Origin of the sequence: Grimontia celer (genome assembly GCF_900055185.1) — a bacterium.
In the GTDB taxonomy this organism is placed as follows: domain Bacteria; phylum Pseudomonadota; class Gammaproteobacteria; order Enterobacterales; family Vibrionaceae; genus Enterovibrio; species Enterovibrio celer.
In genome coordinates this window covers 295,556-314,304 of sequence record NZ_FIZX01000001.1, presented here as the reverse complement: position 1 = coordinate 314,304, position 18,749 = coordinate 295,556, and the positions used below count along the sequence as shown (strand labels likewise).

Here is an 18,749-nt window from a genome sequence, read left to right as displayed (position 1 = left end):
TGACTTGCCTGACTTTTATTGCTCAAGCTTTTGTATGCTGAGTCTTTTTAGAGCGGTAACGCGGTGGTGTATTTCAATGGCTCCATCGCGAACGTCGACGTCACGTTGGTCAAGCCATCAATACTGTTCACCAGCTTTTTATAGAAGCGGTCAAACGCCGCCATGTCTGCCACCTGCACCTTTAACATGTAGTCGTATTCACCCGCCATGCGATAGCATTCCATCACTTCGGCAAATGGGGTAACGACATCCGCAAACTTGCGGTACCAGGTTTCAGAGTGGTTTGAGGTTTTTATTTGGACAAAAGCCGTGAACGAGAGCCCCAACGCTTCGGGGTCTAGAAGGGCGACACGCTTTTGCAAGATGCCACTTTCTTCAAGACGTTTGAGACGTTTCCAACAAGGCGTGGTAGTGAGGTTTACCCGTTCGGCCAGATCTGACAGCGACAATGACGCGTCGCGTTGTAACCAATCTAACAATTGGCGATCTACATTATCCAGTGAAATTGTCATGACTGCTTTACCATTTCCGCGATAAGAGGCAAAAAATCCCCTCTTAAGACAGTAGAGAGAAATATTTTCTTTTTCTATGCCAATGATAGAATAAATTTCTATAACGAGCGACATTTAGACGAAAAATGGCAAAACTTTACTTCGCATCTAGGATTATATTGTTGGTATAACCTTGATTATTATGAAGTAAGCCAATGATGACTGAAGTAAACGTCCCTGCTAATTCCTCACACTGGGTTTGCGACGCAATTCGTAAAATCGAAGCGGATTTCCAACGTTCAGCGGATACCCACCTGATCAAGCTGGATCTGCCGTACTTCCCGGAGATCGACATCTACCTGAAAGATGAAAGCACCCATCCAACAGGCAGCCTGAAACACCGCCTTGCACGCTCCCTTTTCCTTTACGCTTTGTGTAACGGCTGGATCAAAGAAGACACCACGATCATTGAATCGTCCTCTGGCAGCACCGCGATCTCTGAGGCTTACTTCGCCCGCTTGCTTGGCCTTCGCTTTATCGCTGTAGTACCGCGAACGACAGCGAAAAAGAAAATCGAACAAATTCAGTTCTACGGCGGCGAAGCGCACTTTGTGGATCGCTCTGACGAAATCTATGCAGAGTCACGCCGCCTTGCGCAGGAACTGAATGGCCACTACATGGACCAATTCACCTACGCTGAGCGCGCCACCGACTGGCGCAGTAACAACAATATCGCCAACAGCATTTTTAGTCAGATGAAGTACGAGCGTTACCCTGTGCCAAACTGGATTGTGATGAGCCCGGGCACCGGCGGTACTTCAGCCACCATTGGACGTTTCATCCGCTACCGTTGCCAACACACACAATTGATGGCGGTTGACCCAGAAAACTCGGTTTTCCATGATTTCTATAAAACAGGCGATCAGTCACTGACTCTGGATCGCGGCGGCAAAATCGAAGGCATCGGCCGCCCTCGCGTTGAACCAAGCTTCATCCCAGGCGTGATTGACCGTATGGAAACCATCAAAGACGTAGACAGTGTTGGCACGGTGCATTGGCTGGAGAACATTCTTGGCCGCAAAGCGGGGGCATCAACAGGCACCAACCTTTATGGCGCTTTGATGCTGGCAGAAGAAATGCAATCACGCGGTGAAAAAGGGTCTATCGTCACTCTGCTTTGCGACAGTGGCGAACGCTATCTGGATACCTATTTCAATGAAGAGTGGGTGAACACGAACATTGGTGATATTGCACCAACGCTGGAATACCTTAAGAAGTTAGGGTGATTGAAATAAACATGAGTAAGAGCGCACTTCGGTGCGCTTTCATTTTTCAATCCGACGGGATCTCTCTCGAAAGCCATTCAACAAAGGTGTAAATGCACTGACCCTCATCGATTCCACATGCCATTCTGGCACGCTGATTCCTCCACCAGCACTTTTTGTTATGACCATCTCCAAAGCAACACTCGAAGACGTCAATGCCGTCGCCTATCTTTTTAACCTCTACCGTATGTTCTATGGTAAAGAAAGTGACATCGACCTCGCGTGCAGCTTCATTCATTCCCGCCTTGAAAACCGGGATTCAACCATTTTTATTGCCAGAGATGAAGCCGGACATGCTGTCGGATTCACTCAGCTATACCCTACTTTCTCATCGGTCTCCGCGACTAAAAGCTGGATTCTAAATGACCTATTTGTGCTGGACTCCCAGCGAGGTAAAGGCATAGGGAAAGCACTGTTAGACGAAGCTAAAGCACTGGCGATTGAAACAGGTGCGAATGGGTTGGCTCTGGAAACTGCACCGGACAACACTGGCGCACAAAGGCTTTATGAGTCCTTGGGTTACGTTAAGGATGAGACCTACTCTCACTACTTCCTCAGCGTATGAACACACAGGCAATTATCACGCGGCCATAGAGCTCGACAAACAGTTAAGCTAAACTCCTGCTCCAACAAACCATCTTTCCGGTAAAGGATGTAGCCATGAAAAAAGCTGTTGTCGTCTTTAGTGGCGGACAGGATTCAACCACCTGCTTAATCCAAGCGTTGTCTGAGTTTGACGAAGTGCATTGTATTACCTTCGACTACAACCAACGCCACAAGCAGGAAATCGACGTCGCGCGCGACGTTGCCAACGCGCTGGGTGCCACTTCGCACAAAGTGATGGACGTTGGCCTGCTGAATGAACTGGCGATCAGTTCGCTGACCCGTGACAACATTCCGGTTTCTCACGAGCTTCAGGAAAATGGCCTGCCAAACTCCTTCGTGCCGGGTCGCAATATTCTGTTTCTGACACTGGCAGGGATTTACGCCTATCAATTGGGCGCACAAACCGTGATCACCGGTGTGTGTGAAACAGACTTCTCTGGCTACCCTGATTGCCGCAATGACTTTGTACAGGCAATGAATAAGTCATTGGTTCTGGGGATGGATCGCGAGCTTGAAATCCGCACGCCGCTGATGTGGTTGAACAAGGCAGAGACCTGGGCACTGGCAGACAAATACGGCAAGCTGGAATTTGTACGTGACCATACCTTAACCTGCTACAACGGCGTGATTGGTAAAGGCTGTGGCGATTGCCCTGCCTGTGACCTTCGCCAGAAAGGTCTGGACAGCTACCTCGAAGACAAAGAAAACGTGATGGCGTCGCTGGATAGCAAAAGCGCCTAATAAAATACCTCTCTAAATGCTTAATGCCTCTCCATCTGTGGGAGGCATTTTTATATCTCTTCTTATCCCCTAATAACCCTACGTGAAAGAATAACGCCTTATCTCCGGTTCTACTCTATACCTATTTTGTTCTGTTCAATGGGAGGCGATATGTATCTTGCTGTCAGTGGTACTTGTTACTGGTGCATGGAAGCCATCTTCAACGCGTTAAAAGGCGTGTCGAATGTCGAACAGGGATTTTTAGTCACGGAAGATCGTAAGCATGTTGAGGCGGTATTATTCCGTATCGATGAGGAAGAGATCTCGCTGGAGGATGTGATTCGTGTGCATTTGGACTCACACGCTTGCACATCAAATCATTCATTTCGGGAAAGCTACCCGAGTGCAGTCTATCCGACCAATACGGCGCACATAGACAAATGCTCGAAAGCACTGGAAAGCGCCGCTTCTGATTATGTGAAACCTGTGGTCACCCAAGTTGCGCCTATGGTGGCGTTTTATCCTACACCAGCGCGCCAACAGAACTACTTCTGGCGTAATCCCGCAAAGCCCTTTTGTCGTCGCGTAATTGCACCCAAAATGGATGTGTTGAAAGAGCTCTATCCGCAGTTACTAAGCCGTAATGCATTCGCCTACCTTTCCGGCGAAACTGCATAAAAAAAGCGCCCTAGCGGCGCTTTTCTCTTTTAGGTCGAGGCTTACTTACCTTCTTTGGCTTTCTGGCGTGCGTTGAATGCCGCCATTTGCTCATCCGTCGCCGGCAGTTGGTGGTTGGCTTTCCACTCGCTGTAAGGCATACCATAAACGCGCTCACGCGCTTCTTCGTCACTCACTTCAATGCCAGCGTTATCAGCTTCGGCTTTGTACCATTTGCCCAGACAGTTACGACAGAAGTCAGCCAGGATCATCAGATCAATGTTCTGCACTTCTTTATGATTATCCAGATGAGACAGGAAACGACGAAACGTTGCTGCATCCAACTGATCTTGTTGTTCTTGGGTCAGTTTATCCGACATGACTGGCTTCCTTTATCTTCGTTATTTATTCGAGGTCTATGGTTGTAAAACATACCAACGGACGCTGGAAAACAAAAGAGCAGACCTAGGATTCTAGGGCCTGCTCTTCCTTTGTATTCATCAGTGCGGCTCAAAGTCTCCATGACCAGGACGGTGTGGCTTGAATTTCTCAAGCTCAGCATTGAGCTGTGCTTCCACATAGCCCGGCGAATGTGTCTTAACAGACAACAAGCGATACATCGCTGGGATAACGAATAGGGTAACCGCTGTCGCAAATGCCATACCTGCAAAAATGACCGTACCTACCGCCACACGGCTTTCGTAGCCTGCCCCTGTCGAAATGATCAGCGGGATAGCACCGATAATGGTGGTAAATGCTGTCATCATAATAGGGCGAAGACGGCGCACGGAAGCGTCGATAATCGCTTTCTCAAACGGTTCGCCGCGGTCACGAAGCTGGTTGGCAAATTCGACGATAAGAATACCGTTTTTGGTCACCATACCGATCAACATGATCATGCCGATCTGCGAGTAGATGTTGAGTCCCTGATTAGTCAGCCAAAGGCCAACAAAACCACCAAAGATACCCATAGGTACTGTCAACATGACCACCAGCGGGTTTACAAAGCTTTCAAATTGCGCCGCCAGAACCAGATAAGCCACCAACAGAGCCAAGCCGAATACGATCAGAATGCTGCTTTGGTTATCTTTAAACTCTGCCGATTCACCTGCATAACTGATGGTGATATCCGCTGGCAGCAACTCAATCGCCTTAGCATCAAGAAAGTCCAACGCATTGCCCAGGGTATAACCATCGCCAAGGTTGGCTTTTAAGGTGATCGACTTTTGTTTATTGAAGTGGCGTAGCGTTTGAGCAGAGGCCACCTCTTCCACGTCTGCCAAGGTATCAAGGCTCACCAGATCGCCATTGCGGGTGCGCATGTAGATTTGGCTAATGTCATCCTTACTGTTGAAACGAGCTTCGTCACCACGTAGATAAACGTCGAACTCTTCACCACGGTCAACAAAAGTGGTTTCGCTCTTGCCACCCAGCATGATTTCCATGGTGTTGGAGACTTCATCTGCACTGATGCCCAGTTCAGCCGCACGCTTGCGATCAATGCTGACTAGCAGCTCTGGCGTGGTTTCCGCGTAATCCAGATCTGCGCCCTGAAGGATAGGGCTTGCTTTGGCTTCATCCAGCAACACTTGCGCCCACTTGTTCAACTCCTGATAGTCAGGGCCGCCTAGAATGAACTGAACAGGCTCGCTCGAACCACCACGGAAACCGGGCATAAAGGCGCGCACGAAAATATCCGGGATACCGCCCAGCGCTTTACGTACTTCGCCCAGCGCTTGTGCTGCAGTCTGGTCACGGTTATCCCAGTCTTCGAGCTGCATAATTACGAAACCTGTCTGGTCGCCAGCCATTCCGCCAAACGCTGGCGCCTGCATACTGATAGAAGTCAAAAGGCCTTTTTCTACCAATGGCATCAAACGACGTTCAACCTCTTCCATGTTACCGACCATACGGTTGTATGCAGTACCTTCAGCCCCTTTCACAAACGCCATCAGGACTCCGCGGTCTTCCTGCGGAACCAGTTGCGCTGGCAGGTTTTTCATTAAGTAAGCACTGCCGCCGATACAGGCGAGGATGATCAGTGGCGCAACAAAGCGAGCTTTCACTGCCATCGTCACCGCTGAGCGATAGCCGTTCTCAAACTTCTCAAAGAAGTTATCGACCATGCGGTTAAAAGCGCCACGTTTCACGTTGGCTTTCAGAATTTTGCTGCCGAGTACTGGGGTGAGCGTCAGTGCGACGATTGATGAGAAAATCACTGACATCGCCAACAGCACAGAAAACTCAGTAAACAGCTTGCCGACCATACCTTCCATAAAGGAAATTGGCAGGAATACCATCACCAGTACTGCAGTGGTCGCCACCACAGCAAAGCCAACTTCGCGGGTCCCTTTAAATGCCGCCACCAGCGGGGTTTCCCCCTTTTCAATGTGGTGGAACATGTTTTCCACGACCACGATGGCGTCGTCGACCACCAGACCGATAGCCAGAATCAGCGCCATCAAGGTCAACAGGTTAATTGAGAAGCCAAAGAAGTAAGCGGCGATAAAAGCAGAAATCAGGGAAACCGGAACCGTTACCGCCGGGATCAGCGTCGCCCTCGCCTGACCGATGAAGATGTAGAGCACCAGAACCACCAGCGCGCCTGTGACAAACAGGGTGCTGTATACCTCATCAATCGAACGTTCGATAAAGACGGTGGAGTCATAGTCGACCCAAAGCTTCGCCCCTTCTGGTAAGAAAGGCTGGAACTCATCCACCAGTTCACGAACGGCAATGGCTACGTTCAATGGGTTGGCATCAGACTGCGGCACAATACCGAGGCTGAGGTTATTCACGCCGTTGTTTTTATAGGTAGCGTTTTCGTTTTGGGAGCCAATATAAACGTCTGCGACGTCCTTGAGGTAGATCGGGCTGCCATCGTTAGCAGTGCGAACCACCAGATAATCGAAATCTTCCGGTGTCTGATACAAGCGTTCTGTACGCACGGTCATCTTGGTGACATCGTTGCGGATTTCACCGCCCGGACTTTCAAGGTTTTCGCGGCGAAGCGTCGAAGTAATATCTGAGGTTGTGACACCACGACCTGCCATCAGCACTGGGTCGAGTCGCACATACATCACTTTGTACAGCGCGCCGTAAAGCTCCACCGAACTCACGCCCGTCAACAGGCTGAATTTGTCTTCCAGCACACGCTGCGCGTATTCGGTGAGCTGAGTGCGGTCCATTTCCGGTGATGCAAGGTTGATGTAAATGGAAGCTTCACCAGAACCGTTGGACTTGGACACTATCGGTTCATCGGCTTCATCCGGCAGCCGTCGCTGCGCCCGTGCGACTGCATCACGAACATCGCTGACCCCTTCGGTCAGATTCCAGTCGATGTTGAACTCGACAGTAATACGCGACATGCCGTTGCGGCTGACAGAGGTAATTTCTTCGATGCCACTGATGCCAGACAATTCATCTTCCAGCACCTGGGTGATCTGGCTTTCCATGATGCTGGCGGATGCCCCAGCATAACGGGTCATCACAGACACGACAGGGCTGTCGATATCCGGATATTCACGCACGGCAAGCTTGCTGAAGGATACGATACCGAAAACGAGGAGCAGCAGGCTCAGAACAATCGCGACAACAGGTCGTTTAACGGAGACATCTGAGAGCCACATTTACTTGCCCTCACCCTTCGCCGTCAAATCATTCACCTTGGTGCCATCTCGCATACTCACCAGACCTTGCACCACGATGCGATCGCCAATCTCGAGACCATTTTCGACGGTCACCAGGTTGTCGATACGCGCACCAAGTTTGACTTCTGTGCGATGCGCAATACCTTTTTCATCGACCAAATACACAAAGCGTTTGGTGCCTGAGTACTCAATAGCCTGCACAGGGATCACCGCGCTCACCATAGGTGCAAAACCCATGGTCGCTTCCATCATCATACCCGGGCGTAGCAGACGGTCGTCATTGTTGATGTCGATGCGCGCACGCAGGTTTAAGGAGTCGTTGTTCACGCGTGAGTCTACGGCAGAGAGTTGACCTTCAAATGTTTTGCTACGCCAAGCTTTGGAATTAGCTACGACTTCGATGTCTTTGCTGAGCTCAGACAGGTATTGTTCAGGCACATTCACGTCTAATTGCATTTGGGAAAGATCGTCGAGATGCAGCAGCGACTCGCCTACTGACACTAGCTGGCCACGGGTGATATCCACGAGACCAACAGTGCCGCTGAACGGCGCTTTGATGAAGCGATCATCCAGATCGGCTTTCGCAGCATCCAAACGCGCTTTGGCAACGTCCACACTGGCTTGTTGCGCGTCCAGTTCTGTTTTGGTCAGCGCACCGCGCTTGTGAAGTTTGGAGAACTCGCTCAGCTTACGCAGCTCATCTTTGTGGAATGCCTGCGCCTCGGCCACTGCGGCTTCTGATTTGGCCGTATCCAGAGTCAGCAGCGGGTCGCCTTCTTTCACCTGTTGGCCAGCTTTCACGTAAACCGCTTCAATCTTGCCTGCCACTTCAGGGGCAATCACCACAGAGTTTTCGGACTTTAGGTTACCAATCAAAGAGAGGCTTCGCGCAACCGGGCGCGATTCAACTTTGGCAGTAGCGACTGCAATAGCGGGTCTTGCAGGACGCGCTGAAGGTTTGTCTGCGGCTTCGGTTTTACCCTGCCAGGCAAAATATCCGGCGGAGCCAAGCAACACAACGGCAGCGAAAAGGACTTTATTTTTCATTTTATTAACCGTAAATAACAACTCGCGATAGTCTACTCTATGCCTATCCTGCGTGCGGTAAAGAAATGTAAATTCAGTAAAAGATTTGCCTACAAGCAATTGGCGGAAAGAGGCACTCTGAATTCCATCTGAGTACCTCATAAAACCCCGGTTGGATTCCCAAAACTCGGTAAAATTCCCGGTTTCCTGTCAATCGGTTGTTTCAACGCCGAAAAAACCAGCAAACGCACAGCATTTTCGAGAAAAGTGCTTTACAGACATGCTTCGTTTGATAATATGCGCCCCGCACAGCGTGGTGGGATTCCCGAGTGGCCAAAGGGATCAGACTGTAAATCTGACGGCTCCGCCTTCGAAGGTTCGAATCCTTCTCCCACCACCATTTACTGCGCTTCATCGCGATGTTCGTTTGATTTCCGCGGTGCAGCATACAACTAGAATAACTCGTGGTGGGATTCCCGAGTGGCCAAAGGGATCAGACTGTAAATCTGACGGCTCCGCCTTCGAAGGTTCGAATCCTTCTCCCACCACCATCTTTCAGCTTCGTCGCGATGTTCTTTTGATTTCCGCAGCGCAGCACACAATCAGAATAACTCGTGGTGGGATTCCCGAGTGGCCAAAGGGATCAGACTGTAAATCTGACGGCTCCGCCTTCGAAGGTTCGAATCCTTCTCCCACCACCATCTTTCAGCTTCGTCGCGATGTTCTTTTGATTTCCGCAGCGCAGCACACAATCAGAATAACTCGTGGTGGGATTCCCGAGTGGCCAAAGGGATCAGACTGTAAATCTGACGGCTCCGCCTTCGAAGGTTCGAATCCTTCTCCCACCACCATCATTAAAAAAGCCAGCTCATCGAGCTGGCTTTTTGCTTTTCTGCGAACTAAACGCTTTCGCGACCATGCGGAGCCATCAAATCCTGCTCCGGGCCTTTTGGCACAACACGGGTTGGGTTGATGTTAGCGTGGCTGTAATAGTAGTGACGTTTGATGTGGTACATATCCACTGTCTCTGCCACACCCGCGACCTGATATAACTCTTTCAAATAGCCGAAGATGTGCTCATATTGGGCTATCTGCTGACGGTTACATTTGAAATGTCCCACGTACACCGGGTCAAAACGCACCAACGTGGTAAAGGCGCGCCAGTCTGCCTCGGTAATTTGATCGCCCGCCAAGTAACGGTTGGTCGCCAAATGCGCATCCAATTTGTCCAATGCAGCAAAAAGATTGTCGAACGCTTCTTCATAAGCTTCTTGCGTGGTGGCAAAACCACAGCGGTACACGCCGTTGTTGATATTTGGGTAAACATAATCGTTCCACTCATCAATCACACTACGCAGCGTTTCTGGGTAAAAATCCTCCGTGATACCTGTCACCTCGTTGAATGCCGTGTTGAGCATGCGGATGATTTCAGACGATTCGTTACTGACAATGGTTTCGGTTTTCTTATCCCACAGCACAGGCACAGTGACGCGTCCGGTGTAATCTGATTTTGCTTTGGTATAAACCTGATGCATGTAGTTAAACCCATAGAGTGACTCAGGCTCATCAAACTGCCAGCCTTTCTCCATCATGTCTGGACTCACCACAGACACGGTAATGTGCTCTTCAAGGCCTTTTAGTTTACGGAAAATCAGCGTTCGGTGTGCCCATGGACAAGCGAGCGAAACGTACAGGTGATAGCGGCCAGATTCAGCCTTAAAACCACTCTCTCCCGTTGGACCCGCTTCACCGGTTGCCGTCACCCAAGAGCGGAAACCTGCATCCTCACGCACGAATTTACCACCAGATGATTTGGTGTCGTACCAGACGTCATGCCAAACACCTTCCACTAATTTGCCCATATCCAATCTCCTTGTTTTGTTGAGAAGAGTATATGAGAAGGATAAGGAGATGTCGGCAGGAGGGTTTCGTCAGAGTCGTTCGAAAAATTGGAACAAGAGTAAAATGACCCCGGCGGGACTGCTACCGGGATCAGGGGGAGAGGTTAGGATTTACCACCGAGCATGTAAATGCTGAAGCTAATATCCATGGCAGTACTGCCATCAGGGAAGGTTTCATTGATCATGATATCTTCACCTTCTATCTTGAACCTGATAGTGGGATCCTGCGCCTGATCGCGCCAACGGCCGTCTTTCCCTTGCGCCCAAACCGCACGTTTTTTATCGATTTTGCAGCGATAATGCCATTTCTTGCCATCATCTGGCCGCTTGTAGGAGATATGAAAAACATCCTTTTCCGTTTCTGGCTCTACGACCTTTTTATCAACCATCATGATAGAAGGACTTTTGCCTTTGATAGCAGCCAAACTCGCCCGACAAATTTGTTCTTGTGTAAAATCGCCGTACTCACTGCACCCTGCTACCAAAGTCATTGTCAGTGAAGCCACCGACACTTTCACCAATGAAACTGTGTTCATCATCTGCGCTCCCTTCGCTCAAAAACAGATAACACCTTGAGTGTCCGAAGATTCTTTTCTTTACAATCATAGTTGCAATAAATAGATATCGCTTTACTAATGGGACGAAATTGCATCGTTAATAAGACACTAATGTTCTGCGAGCGGTTGTAATTTCAGATAAACTGATCAGCACTCAACGGACTTCAGACAAAGAGAAGTAAATCAGCATGAAAGTCATTTCTTTTAATATCAATGGATTGCGCGCCCGCCTTCACCAACTTCAGGCGCTGATTGAAAAGCACCAACCCGACGTGATTGGTCTACAGGAAATCAAGGTTCATGATGAAGCCTTTCCTGTCGAAGACGTCGAAGCGATGGGCTACAAAGTCTATTTCCATGGTCAAAAGGCGCATTACGGGGTTGCAATGCTCTGTAAGCAAGAGCCACTGAAAGTGCAAAAAGGCTTTCCGACCGACGAGGAAGATGCGCAGCGTCGTATGATCATGGCAACGTTCAAAAATGTTGATGGCAGTGAAGTGACAGTGTTGAACGGTTACTTCCCTCAGGGTGAAAACATCGCCCACGAAACCAAGTACCCTGCCAAGCGCAAGTTCTACAAAGATCTAATGAGCTATCTCAATACCTCACACAGCAATGACGAGAAACTGATTGTGATGGGTGATATCAACATCAGCCCGATTGATTTGGATATCGGTATTGGTGAAGTGAACCGTAAGCGCTGGCTGAAAACCGGTAAGTGTTCCTTCCAGCCAGAAGAACGCGAAATGCTGGCGACCTTGATGAACTGGGGCTTTGTGGATACCTTCCGCCAGCAGTTCCCAGATGTCGACGACAAATTCTCGTGGTTCGATTACCGCTCCCGCGGTTTTGACGACAACCGTGGCCTGCGAATCGACGTGATTCTGGCAACCCCTTCACTGGCAGCAGACTGCACGGATACGGGTATCGATTACGAGCTGCGTGGTATCGAGAAACCTTCCGACCACGCCCCGATCTGGGCGGAGTTTAAGTAGATAAGGACCTAGGTCCTAGGAAAAGAAAGGGCCTAGGAAGAGCAAAAGCTTTGGAGCAAGTAAAAAACCGCCGATATAGGCGGTTTTTTATTATCTAGAACTTTGCACAGAGCGCTTTGGCTCTTCCCTAGGACCTAGGACCCTGCTCTTCCTAGGATCTGCTCTTACTACGACTCCAACGGTCTCAAATGTCGATGCCAGCGGTGCTCTAGGCGTTTAAAGCCATAAACAATGGCGAAAGTCAGACACAGGTAGATAGCCGCCACAAACAGGAAAGCATCAAATGGCGCATAGAAACGTGCGTAGATGTCCCTTGCTGCGCCTGTGAGGTCGATGATAGTCACGACTGACGCAATCGAGCTTGCATGCAGCATGAAGATAACTTCGTTGCTGTAGGCTGGCAGTGCGCGACGGAATGAAGATGGCAAGATGATGCGGCGCAGAATCGTAAAGCGCGACATGCCGTACGCCTTGCCTGCTTCGATTTCACCCGCAGGTGTTGCTACCATGGCACCACGCAGAATTTCCGTTGTGTATGCCGCAGTGTTCAGCACAAAAGCAAACAGACATGGATAGAAAGCATCTTCAACAACGGCCCAGAACATACTTTGTTGAATACCTTCAATGGTCGCCACACCGTAATAAATCAGGTAAAGCTGGATAAGCAGCGGTGTGCCACGGAAGATGTAAACGTAAATCCAAACCGGACGGTTAATCCAAGGGTTCTTTGAGGTTCTCGCTACCGCCAGTGGTACCGAAAGGATAAGACCCAGCACCAAGGACAGAAACACCAATTGGACTGTCACTGTCAGACCACTCCAATAGTGGAGAATGGTGGTCGACGTGAAGATATCGTTTTGGTCGAGGTAAGCGTAAATTGATTCTAACATTCCGTGTCTCCTTAGCCTCTTACTACACCAGCACTGAACTTACGCTCCAAACGCTTGAGTCCAAGCTCAGAGATGGAGGTGATCAGCAGGTAGACCATTGCTACCGGAATAAAGAATTTGAACGGTTCGTTAACCGCACCAGCGGCTTCTTTAGCAAGGCGCGTCATGTCCGCCAAACCAATCACTGAAACCAGTGCTGTTGTCTTCACCAGCACCAGCCAGTTGTTACCTATCCCCGGAAGCGCATGGCGCATCATTTGCGGGAACATGATGCGACGGAAGATCATCCAAGGGCTCATGCCGTATGCAGTCCCTGCTTCCAACTGACCACGGTCAACCGCCAGGAATGCACCGCGGAAGGTTTCAGCCATATAGGCACCGAAGATAAAACCAATCGTCGAAACACCGGCTGTGAACTCATCGATATTGAAGAACATATCGATGTCGTACTTTTCGTAAAGCCAGTCGGAGAAGTTGTTCATCATGATTTGTGCGCCGAAGAAAATCAGCAGCATCAACACCAGATCGGGTACACCCCGAACCACGGTGGAATAAACCGTCGCCACACCACGGGCAAAACGGTTCTTAGAAAGACGAGCTAATGCGGTCACCAATCCCAGTAACACCGCAATCACAGCAGAAAGCACCGCCAATTCGACGGTTAATATTGCGCCCATGAAAATGGAAGGGCCATAACCATGCAGATCTAACATCCTTTCCTCCTGCACGAATAAACCGATAGCGAAACTACCGCTTTATGGATCTTGTATTCAGTTTTCGCTTATCAGTCGAAAGGGAGCGAATCCCGCTCCCCCTAGAGCTTTATCAGCTCCCTAAATCAGAGGGCTGATGAATCTGCTATGTGTTCTAGCTAGCAGAGTTCCTGCAAATTAGTTGGAGCTAGAGCAAGGCGCCGAGCACCTGAATCCCCATGAGCATAGGTTTCCTATGTGATTGGGGTGAGCGCGCGCAAGCAACACAGCTATCGTTCCAACTAAGAAGCAGGATTACATTTTGATATCGTAGGCGAAATACTTCTTACGAATCTCGTCATACGTACCGTCAGCTTTCACTTCTGCCAGAGACTTGTTAAAGATCGCTGCCAGGTCTTTATCACGCTTACGGAATGCTGCTGCTACACCGTTACCCAGTTGAACGTTGTCGCCCACTGCTTCGAAGGTGTCACCATCTTTACCACCCAGAATTGAAGATTCACCTACTGGGAAGTCGATAAGAACGATGTCCAGACGACCACCCTGCAGATCCAGAACCAGATCATCACCTGTGGTATAACGCTTCACTTCGGCTACTTTGCCGAAAGTATCAGTCGCATAGTTGTCTTGGATGGTACCGCGCTGAACGCCGATACGTTTACCTTTGAGTGATGCTACATCTGCTGGGTTCAGAGCTGAACCTTTTGGCGCAAAGAAGCCACTTGGGGTGTTGTAGTATGGTTCTGAGAACAGTACCTGCTTGGCACGCTCTTCAGTAATAGACATTGACGAGAAAATTACGTCGTACTTACGTGCTTGCAGACCTGGAATGATGCCGTCCCATGCTTGGATAACCCAGCTACAGTTCAGTTTCGCGTTTTCACATACAGCGTTACCCAGATCCACTTCGAAACCAGTCAGCGTGCCGTCTGGTGCTTTGTATTCGAATGGTTCATAAGGTACATCCACAGCGATGCGTACGTCTTTCCAGTCTTTTGCCTGAACCGCTGTCGCGCCCAGTGCAGCCGTAACAGCAGCAGCAACTAACCATTTTTTCATCTTTCTGTCTCCTTATGGAAATATTGTCCAGATGGCGTAACTCCTTTGCCATCTGCCTTGTGCGTTTTAACGCGTTGGGGCTTTCGTATTAAAAATTTGCTTAGTAAATCGAAGAGATAAACTGTTGTAATCGCTCCGACTCAGGATTAGTAAATAGCTTAGCTGGGTCGCCCTGCTCTTCCACTAAACCTTGGTGTAAGAACATCACATGGTTGGAAACGTCACGTGCGAAAGCCATTTCGTGAGTCACGACCAACATGGTGCGGCCTTCTTCAGCAAGGATTTTCATGACATTGAGGACTTCACCCACCAATTCCGGGTCGAGCGCTGAGGTCGGCTCATCAAACAGCAGCACTTCTGGCTCTACCGCCAGAGCGCGCGCAATCGCTGCACGCTGTTGTTGACCGCCTGAAAGGTGCCCTGGGTAGTAATCGCGCCGTTCCCACAGGCCAACACGTTGCAGGAAGGCTTCTGCCCGCTCCATCGCTTCCGCTTTTGGTACACCAAGAACATGTATCGGTGCTTCAATGACGTTTTCAAGAACAGTCATGTGCGACCACAGATTGAACCCCTGAAATACCATGGCCAAACGCGAACGAATACGTTGAACTTGCTTCTCACTGACGGGGACGGCTTCGCCATGGCGGCCATTTTTCATTTCGATGAGTTCGCCGTTGACCCAAATCTCGCCTGCGGTTGGGGTTTCCAGCAAATTGATACAGCGAAGGAAGGTACTTTTACCTGAACCGGAAGATCCGATAATAGAGATGACATCGCCACGGTGTGCGTCCAGTGAAATCCCTTTTAATACTTCGTGTTGACCAAAGGTCTTATGAAGGTCTTTGACTTGTAGCGCTACTGCTTCCGTCATGCGCTTGACTCCTGTCTTTCTGTTTGCACGCCGAGCTTAATTTGAGTGCCACCCTTTATTCCAAATTTGTGTAGGCACTCTTTTTTATATGGCTGAGTGGTACGAGTTCAGCGTAACTATGGCGTAAATTGTCATTTTCTGCCGTGCCACAACACATTTCACTACTGAGGCTCGTTTATCTGAAAATAACATCCATCAGTTTCAACAGCAACAATTTGTTAACCTTTAAGTGAATAAAAAATAAGTCATTTTCAATGCATAATTAAACACAATGAGTGCTTTATCAAGAGTTTGAATCGATTGATGGTTTTAAGTGGTTAGTGTAGGGTGTATTTCGATAAAAATTTGCTTGTAGATCAATATTGAGAGAGCTATGTTGCCACGCTTGCTGACTCTGTGTTTCGCGCTCATCTCTTTCGCCAGCTCAGCCACGACCAATACACTTACAATAATTCCCGAGCTGTCGAACGGCTTTGTCAGAAACTACAACCCTTTCCGCGCCGATACACTGGCGACGACGAGAGACTTCATCTTCGAGCCCCTGATGGTTTTTGAGGAGGGCGTCGCACATTTCCGTCTAGCCAAAAGCTACACCTTATCCCCCGATCTGAAAGGCATTCTTCTTACCCTTCGCGACGACATTAAGTGGTCAGACGGTACGCCATTCAGCGCTGACGATGTGGTGTACAGTCTCACGCTGCTCAAAAATGAGCCCAAACTGGATTACAATTCACTCGGTGACTGGATTGAGCGCATCGAAAAACGTAATGAAAATGAGGTATACGTCTCGTTAAGCCGTCCGAATGCCCAAATCGCCCACCGTTTGCAAGACGCCATCATTGTCCCCAAACACCAGTGGGAAGATATTTCTGACAAGCGTTTTTACCTTAATGCCCAGCCTGTCGGCACTGGCCCTTTCACTGACATAAAAGCCTTTAGCAGCAACAACATCGTTCAATGCCGCAACCCTTATTACTGGCAACAGGATAAGCTCAAGGTTGACTGTATTCGCTACCCTCAGGTCAAAAGTAACGATGAGCTTATCAGCCGCCTAAGTAACGGAGAATTTGACTGGGCGAGCGCCTTTATTCCAGATATTGAACGTAATTACGCCTCCTATTCGCGTGATTACCATTATCACCACAAACCCTCCACCATCGTCAGCCTCATCTTTAACTTCAAACATCCGAATGACGAAATGCGCAAGGTTATTCAGGACGTGCGTTTTCGACGTGCCGTCTCAATGAGCCTTGCCCGAGATCTTTTGACTGATGTGGCGGTTTTTGGGCAGGGTGAAAAAGCGGCTTTTGCCAGTGGTATGGAGTCGAAATTTGAGGACTGGGTACCGAATTCGGCAGCAGAGCAGCATCTTTACTACATTCGCTTTCATCCTAAGGCCGCTTCGCGCCTGCTTGATGAGCTGGGTTTGGAAGATATTGATGGTGACAGATTCCGCGAATTGCCCTCCGGCGAGCCGCTGACACTGCGGGTCATCGCTCCTAGCGGTTGGAGTGATTTTATCTCTGCCGCCAATGTCGCTGCCGAGATGTTCGCGGCAGTGGGACTTCGTGTAAAAACGGAAGTTTTACCTTTTCCGGAGTATGAAGCCCGGATGGCGGATGCGAACTATGACCTTAGCATCACCAATTACTTTTCCGGCCTAACACCGTTCAAGTATTTTAACTCAGCGTTTAACAGCGCCTATCAAACCCCAGCCTCTCCGCGCTTTGCTCAGCACTACTATAAAGATGATGAGATCGATGGGTTGCTAGCGGATTTCCTGCTTCAAACCGAGCCTCAGAAGCAGCGCGAGGTTATCAGAAAACTGCACCTTCTTGTTGCTGAACAGCAAGTTACCGTGCCGCTTTACTATAAACTGGAAACCGTTGAATTCACCACGACCCGCTACAAGGGCTGGAGAAAGCATATTGATGGCACTCCTAATGTTCCACCCATTTGGTACACAGAGAGGCCCAGGCTGATCCAGCTCTTGGAACTGGAACCCATTGAATTTTAAGTATAAACAGAAAAGCCCGAGCTAATAGTCGGGCTTTTCTTTATCGGATATACGTTACTCTTTACCCATCAAATCCAGGGTTTTAAGCCACACATCAGCGTCACCGTTAGGTTCAAGGAGCTTCAAGCGCTCGTAGGCCGAACGTGCAAGTTCCAGCTGGTTGGTTTTCATCGCGCTGTAGCCGAGGATTTCCCACAAGAACGGGTCTGTATGTCCACCCATGTCGATGCCGAGTTGTGCCACCTTTACCGTATCGTCCCATCGCTGTAGTTGGGAAGCGATTCGTGTTTGTGCTTTAACCAAATAAAGCTCTGGTTCTTTGTTCAGCACAGAAACCACTTCCCAGGCTTCGGCCCATTCCTTAGCCTGAATATGGTACTGAAGCTTTCGTTTCAGAACGTCGCGGTTGATCGTAACCGCTTCTGAACTGATGCCTTGGTTCAACAAGCGCTTGGCCTGATCGATATCCCCAAGCATACTCGCGTATTGAGACATATTGAGGTAATCCGCCTCTGTCAGCTCAGCACCTGCTTTGGCTTCCGCCTGTAAGGTTTTCAGCGCTGCACGGACCTCACCCAAAGCTGCATAGGATGCCGCCTTTTTACGTTGCCAGCGAACATCATGACCATATTTGTCCTGAATCACTCGTGTGGTGTTAATCAACGCACGATGCTGTTGCAGCTGCTCTTCACTCAAAAGTTTAATCTGCCAGATAAACTCCGGCACATTGCCGTAACGGGCAATAATGGCATTCGCCTGAGTTAAGGCATCGCCATATTTTTGCTCACTGAATAGCGCCCTTGTGTAGAGATTTTCGACAGGCTGGAATGGCGGAAATTCATCGAGATAGGTTTTGCCGTATTGGATGGCGACTTCAGGTCTACCGCGTTTCATTGAGAGCGACACCAGCGCGCCCAGCACGTCTTGCCTTAAACTTTCTGGCAACTTCCGGTATTCCAACGCTTTGGTGTACGCCACATAGGCGCGGTCGTAGTCGCCCTCATGCAAATAGATATAGCCGAGAAGACGTTGATGAAGGGCTTCTTGCTCCTCATTGTCTGCAACTAGCGCTTTTGCAAGATCAGCGGCTTTATCGACATCATCGTTAGAAAGAAGAGTTTCGATACGATTAAGATGACGGGCAAAGTCCGGATCACTGGCATATGCCGGTAAACCCGCACAGAAAAGAAGTATGCCAACGCCAAAAAGTTTCATATCCCTCAGCCAATAACGATTTGATATCTCGAATATAACTTAGATTAGACACACTG

The 18,749-nt window shown here is 49.3% G+C and carries 17 protein-coding genes and 4 tRNA genes; 10 read left to right on the top strand and 11 right to left on the bottom strand.

Annotation, left to right across the window (positions count from 1 at the left end):
* Positions 1-47: 47 nt before the first annotated feature.
* The gene (locus GCE9029_RS01465) at positions 48-512 is read right to left on the bottom strand and encodes an Lrp/AsnC family transcriptional regulator (protein ID WP_062660722.1); all 465 of its coding nucleotides are present in this window, start codon (positions 510-512) and stop codon (positions 48-50) included.
* A gap of 194 nt (positions 513-706) precedes the next feature.
* Between GCE9029_RS01465 and GCE9029_RS01460 the strand changes: the two genes are divergently transcribed.
* The 4 genes from GCE9029_RS01460 to GCE9029_RS01445 all read left to right on the top strand — a co-directional run bounded on the left by GCE9029_RS01460 (position 707) and on the right by GCE9029_RS01445 (position 3,820).
* Complete coding sequence (locus GCE9029_RS01460; RefSeq protein ID WP_062660721.1) at positions 707-1,777, top strand: PLP-dependent cysteine synthase family protein; 1,071 nt, start codon at positions 707-709, stop codon at positions 1,775-1,777.
* 160 nt (positions 1,778-1,937) lie between these two features.
* Positions 1,938-2,381, top strand: a complete 444-nt coding sequence (locus GCE9029_RS01455; RefSeq protein ID WP_062663084.1) for a GNAT family N-acetyltransferase — start codon at positions 1,938-1,940, stop codon at positions 2,379-2,381.
* A gap of 95 nt (positions 2,382-2,476) precedes the next feature.
* Positions 2,477-3,163, top strand: a complete 687-nt coding sequence (queC, locus tag GCE9029_RS01450; RefSeq protein ID WP_062660720.1) for a 7-cyano-7-deazaguanine synthase QueC — start codon at positions 2,477-2,479, stop codon at positions 3,161-3,163.
* 150 nt (positions 3,164-3,313) lie between these two features.
* Positions 3,314-3,820 carry a peptide-methionine (S)-S-oxide reductase gene (locus tag GCE9029_RS01445; protein ID WP_062660719.1) on the top strand — a complete coding sequence of 169 codons (507 nt, stop codon included), beginning with the start codon at positions 3,314-3,316 and terminating at the stop codon, positions 3,818-3,820.
* Positions 3,821-3,861: 41 nt separating this feature from the next.
* On the opposite strand, the gene GCE9029_RS01440 is transcribed toward GCE9029_RS01445, so the two are convergent.
* The 3 genes from GCE9029_RS01440 to GCE9029_RS01430 form a co-directional block, all read right to left on the bottom strand.
* Positions 3,862-4,179, bottom strand: a complete 318-nt coding sequence (locus GCE9029_RS01440) for a DUF1244 domain-containing protein (protein ID WP_062660718.1) — start codon at positions 4,177-4,179, stop codon at positions 3,862-3,864.
* Between the two features lie 120 nt (positions 4,180-4,299).
* Positions 4,300-7,428, bottom strand: a complete 3,129-nt coding sequence (locus tag GCE9029_RS01435) for a multidrug efflux RND transporter permease subunit (protein WP_062660717.1) — start codon at positions 7,426-7,428, stop codon at positions 4,300-4,302.
* Positions 7,429-8,496, bottom strand: a complete 1,068-nt coding sequence (locus GCE9029_RS01430) for an efflux RND transporter periplasmic adaptor subunit (protein WP_062660716.1) — start codon at positions 8,494-8,496, stop codon at positions 7,429-7,431. It lies immediately after the preceding gene.
* A 294-nt stretch (positions 8,497-8,790) separates the two neighbouring features.
* On the opposite strand from GCE9029_RS01430, the gene GCE9029_RS01425 reads away from it, so the two are divergent.
* The 4 genes from GCE9029_RS01425 (at position 8,791) to GCE9029_RS01410 (ending at position 9,326) form a co-directional block, all read left to right on the top strand.
* Positions 8,791-8,875, top strand: a tRNA-Tyr gene (locus GCE9029_RS01425).
* Positions 8,876-8,941: 66 nt separating this feature from the next.
* A tRNA-Tyr gene (locus GCE9029_RS01420) sits at positions 8,942-9,026 on the top strand.
* Positions 9,027-9,091: 65 nt separating this feature from the next.
* A tRNA-Tyr gene (locus tag GCE9029_RS01415) sits at positions 9,092-9,176 on the top strand.
* Positions 9,177-9,241: 65 nt separating this feature from the next.
* A tRNA-Tyr gene (locus tag GCE9029_RS01410) sits at positions 9,242-9,326 on the top strand.
* Between the two features lie 48 nt (positions 9,327-9,374).
* Here the strand turns inward: GCE9029_RS01410 and GCE9029_RS01405 are convergent.
* Both GCE9029_RS01405 and GCE9029_RS01400 read right to left on the bottom strand, forming a co-directional pair.
* On the bottom strand, positions 9,375-10,337 hold the full coding sequence (locus tag GCE9029_RS01405; protein WP_062660715.1) for a glutathione S-transferase family protein: 963 nt from the start codon (positions 10,335-10,337) through the stop codon (positions 9,375-9,377).
* Positions 10,338-10,480: 143 nt separating this feature from the next.
* Complete coding sequence (locus GCE9029_RS01400) at positions 10,481-10,915, bottom strand: hypothetical protein (RefSeq protein WP_231870012.1); 435 nt, start codon at positions 10,913-10,915, stop codon at positions 10,481-10,483.
* 206 nt (positions 10,916-11,121) lie between these two features.
* Between GCE9029_RS01400 and xthA the strand changes: the two genes are divergently transcribed.
* A complete protein-coding gene (gene xthA, locus GCE9029_RS01395) occupies positions 11,122-11,928 on the top strand; it encodes an exodeoxyribonuclease III (protein WP_062660714.1) in 807 nt (268 codons plus the stop codon).
* A 167-nt stretch (positions 11,929-12,095) separates the two neighbouring features.
* Here the strand turns inward: xthA and GCE9029_RS01390 are convergent, their stop codons facing one another.
* The 4 genes from GCE9029_RS01390 to GCE9029_RS01375 form a co-directional block, all read right to left on the bottom strand.
* On the bottom strand, positions 12,096-12,818 hold the full coding sequence (locus GCE9029_RS01390; protein ID WP_062660713.1) for an ABC transporter permease: 723 nt from the start codon (positions 12,816-12,818) through the stop codon (positions 12,096-12,098).
* A gap of 11 nt (positions 12,819-12,829) precedes the next feature.
* The gene (locus tag GCE9029_RS01385; RefSeq protein WP_062660712.1) at positions 12,830-13,531 is read right to left on the bottom strand and encodes an ABC transporter permease; all 702 of its coding nucleotides are present in this window, start codon (positions 13,529-13,531) and stop codon (positions 12,830-12,832) included.
* Positions 13,532-13,825: 294 nt separating this feature from the next.
* Complete coding sequence (locus GCE9029_RS01380) at positions 13,826-14,590, bottom strand: transporter substrate-binding domain-containing protein (protein ID WP_062660711.1); 765 nt, start codon at positions 14,588-14,590, stop codon at positions 13,826-13,828.
* Between the two features lie 100 nt (positions 14,591-14,690).
* Positions 14,691-15,461, bottom strand: coding sequence for an ABC transporter ATP-binding protein (locus GCE9029_RS01375; protein WP_062660710.1), 771 nt, complete (start codon positions 15,459-15,461; stop codon positions 14,691-14,693).
* Positions 15,462-15,834: 373 nt separating this feature from the next.
* On the opposite strand from GCE9029_RS01375, the gene GCE9029_RS01370 reads away from it, so the two are divergent.
* Entirely contained in the window at positions 15,835-17,478 is a 1,644-nt protein-coding gene (locus GCE9029_RS01370; RefSeq protein WP_062660709.1) for an ABC transporter substrate-binding protein, read from the top strand.
* 54 nt (positions 17,479-17,532) lie between these two features.
* Here the strand turns inward: GCE9029_RS01370 and GCE9029_RS01365 are convergent, their stop codons facing one another.
* On the bottom strand, positions 17,533-18,693 hold the full coding sequence (locus GCE9029_RS01365) for a tetratricopeptide repeat protein (RefSeq protein WP_062660708.1): 1,161 nt from the start codon (positions 18,691-18,693) through the stop codon (positions 17,533-17,535).
* Positions 18,694-18,749 lie beyond the last annotated feature (56 nt).

Excerpts from the sequence above, each read along its gene's own strand:
- GCE9029_RS01465 (WP_062660722.1), bottom strand. The coding sequence starts at position 512 with ATGACAATTTCACTGGATAATGTAGATCGCCAATTGTTAGATTGGTTA.
- GCE9029_RS01460 (WP_062660721.1), top strand. The coding sequence starts at position 707 with ATGATGACTGAAGTAAACGTCCCTGCTAATTCCTCACACTGGGTTTGC.
- GCE9029_RS01445 (WP_062660719.1), top strand. The coding sequence starts at position 3,314 with ATGTATCTTGCTGTCAGTGGTACTTGTTACTGGTGCATGGAAGCCATC.
- xthA (WP_062660714.1), top strand. The coding sequence starts at position 11,122 with ATGAAAGTCATTTCTTTTAATATCAATGGATTGCGCGCCCGCCTTCAC.
- GCE9029_RS01435 (WP_062660717.1), bottom strand. The coding sequence starts at position 7,428 with ATGTGGCTCTCAGATGTCTCCGTTAAACGACCTGTTGTCGCGATTGTT.
- GCE9029_RS01390 (WP_062660713.1), bottom strand. The coding sequence starts at position 12,818 with ATGTTAGAATCAATTTACGCTTACCTCGACCAAAACGATATCTTCACG.
- queC (WP_062660720.1), top strand. The coding sequence starts at position 2,477 with ATGAAAAAAGCTGTTGTCGTCTTTAGTGGCGGACAGGATTCAACCACC.
- GCE9029_RS01400 (WP_231870012.1), bottom strand. The coding sequence starts at position 10,915 with ATGATGAACACAGTTTCATTGGTGAAAGTGTCGGTGGCTTCACTGACA.
- GCE9029_RS01365 (WP_062660708.1), bottom strand. The coding sequence starts at position 18,693 with ATGAAACTTTTTGGCGTTGGCATACTTCTTTTCTGTGCGGGTTTACCG.
- GCE9029_RS01370 (WP_062660709.1), top strand. The coding sequence starts at position 15,835 with ATGTTGCCACGCTTGCTGACTCTGTGTTTCGCGCTCATCTCTTTCGCC.
- GCE9029_RS01375 (WP_062660710.1), bottom strand. The coding sequence starts at position 15,461 with ATGACGGAAGCAGTAGCGCTACAAGTCAAAGACCTTCATAAGACCTTT.
- GCE9029_RS01455 (WP_062663084.1), top strand. The coding sequence starts at position 1,938 with ATGACCATCTCCAAAGCAACACTCGAAGACGTCAATGCCGTCGCCTAT.
- GCE9029_RS01440 (WP_062660718.1), bottom strand. The coding sequence starts at position 4,179 with ATGTCGGATAAACTGACCCAAGAACAACAAGATCAGTTGGATGCAGCA.
- GCE9029_RS01380 (WP_062660711.1), bottom strand. The coding sequence starts at position 14,590 with ATGAAAAAATGGTTAGTTGCTGCTGCTGTTACGGCTGCACTGGGCGCG.
- GCE9029_RS01385 (WP_062660712.1), bottom strand. The coding sequence starts at position 13,531 with ATGTTAGATCTGCATGGTTATGGCCCTTCCATTTTCATGGGCGCAATA.
- GCE9029_RS01430 (WP_062660716.1), bottom strand. The coding sequence starts at position 8,496 with ATGAAAAATAAAGTCCTTTTCGCTGCCGTTGTGTTGCTTGGCTCCGCC.
- GCE9029_RS01405 (WP_062660715.1), bottom strand. The coding sequence starts at position 10,337 with ATGGGCAAATTAGTGGAAGGTGTTTGGCATGACGTCTGGTACGACACC.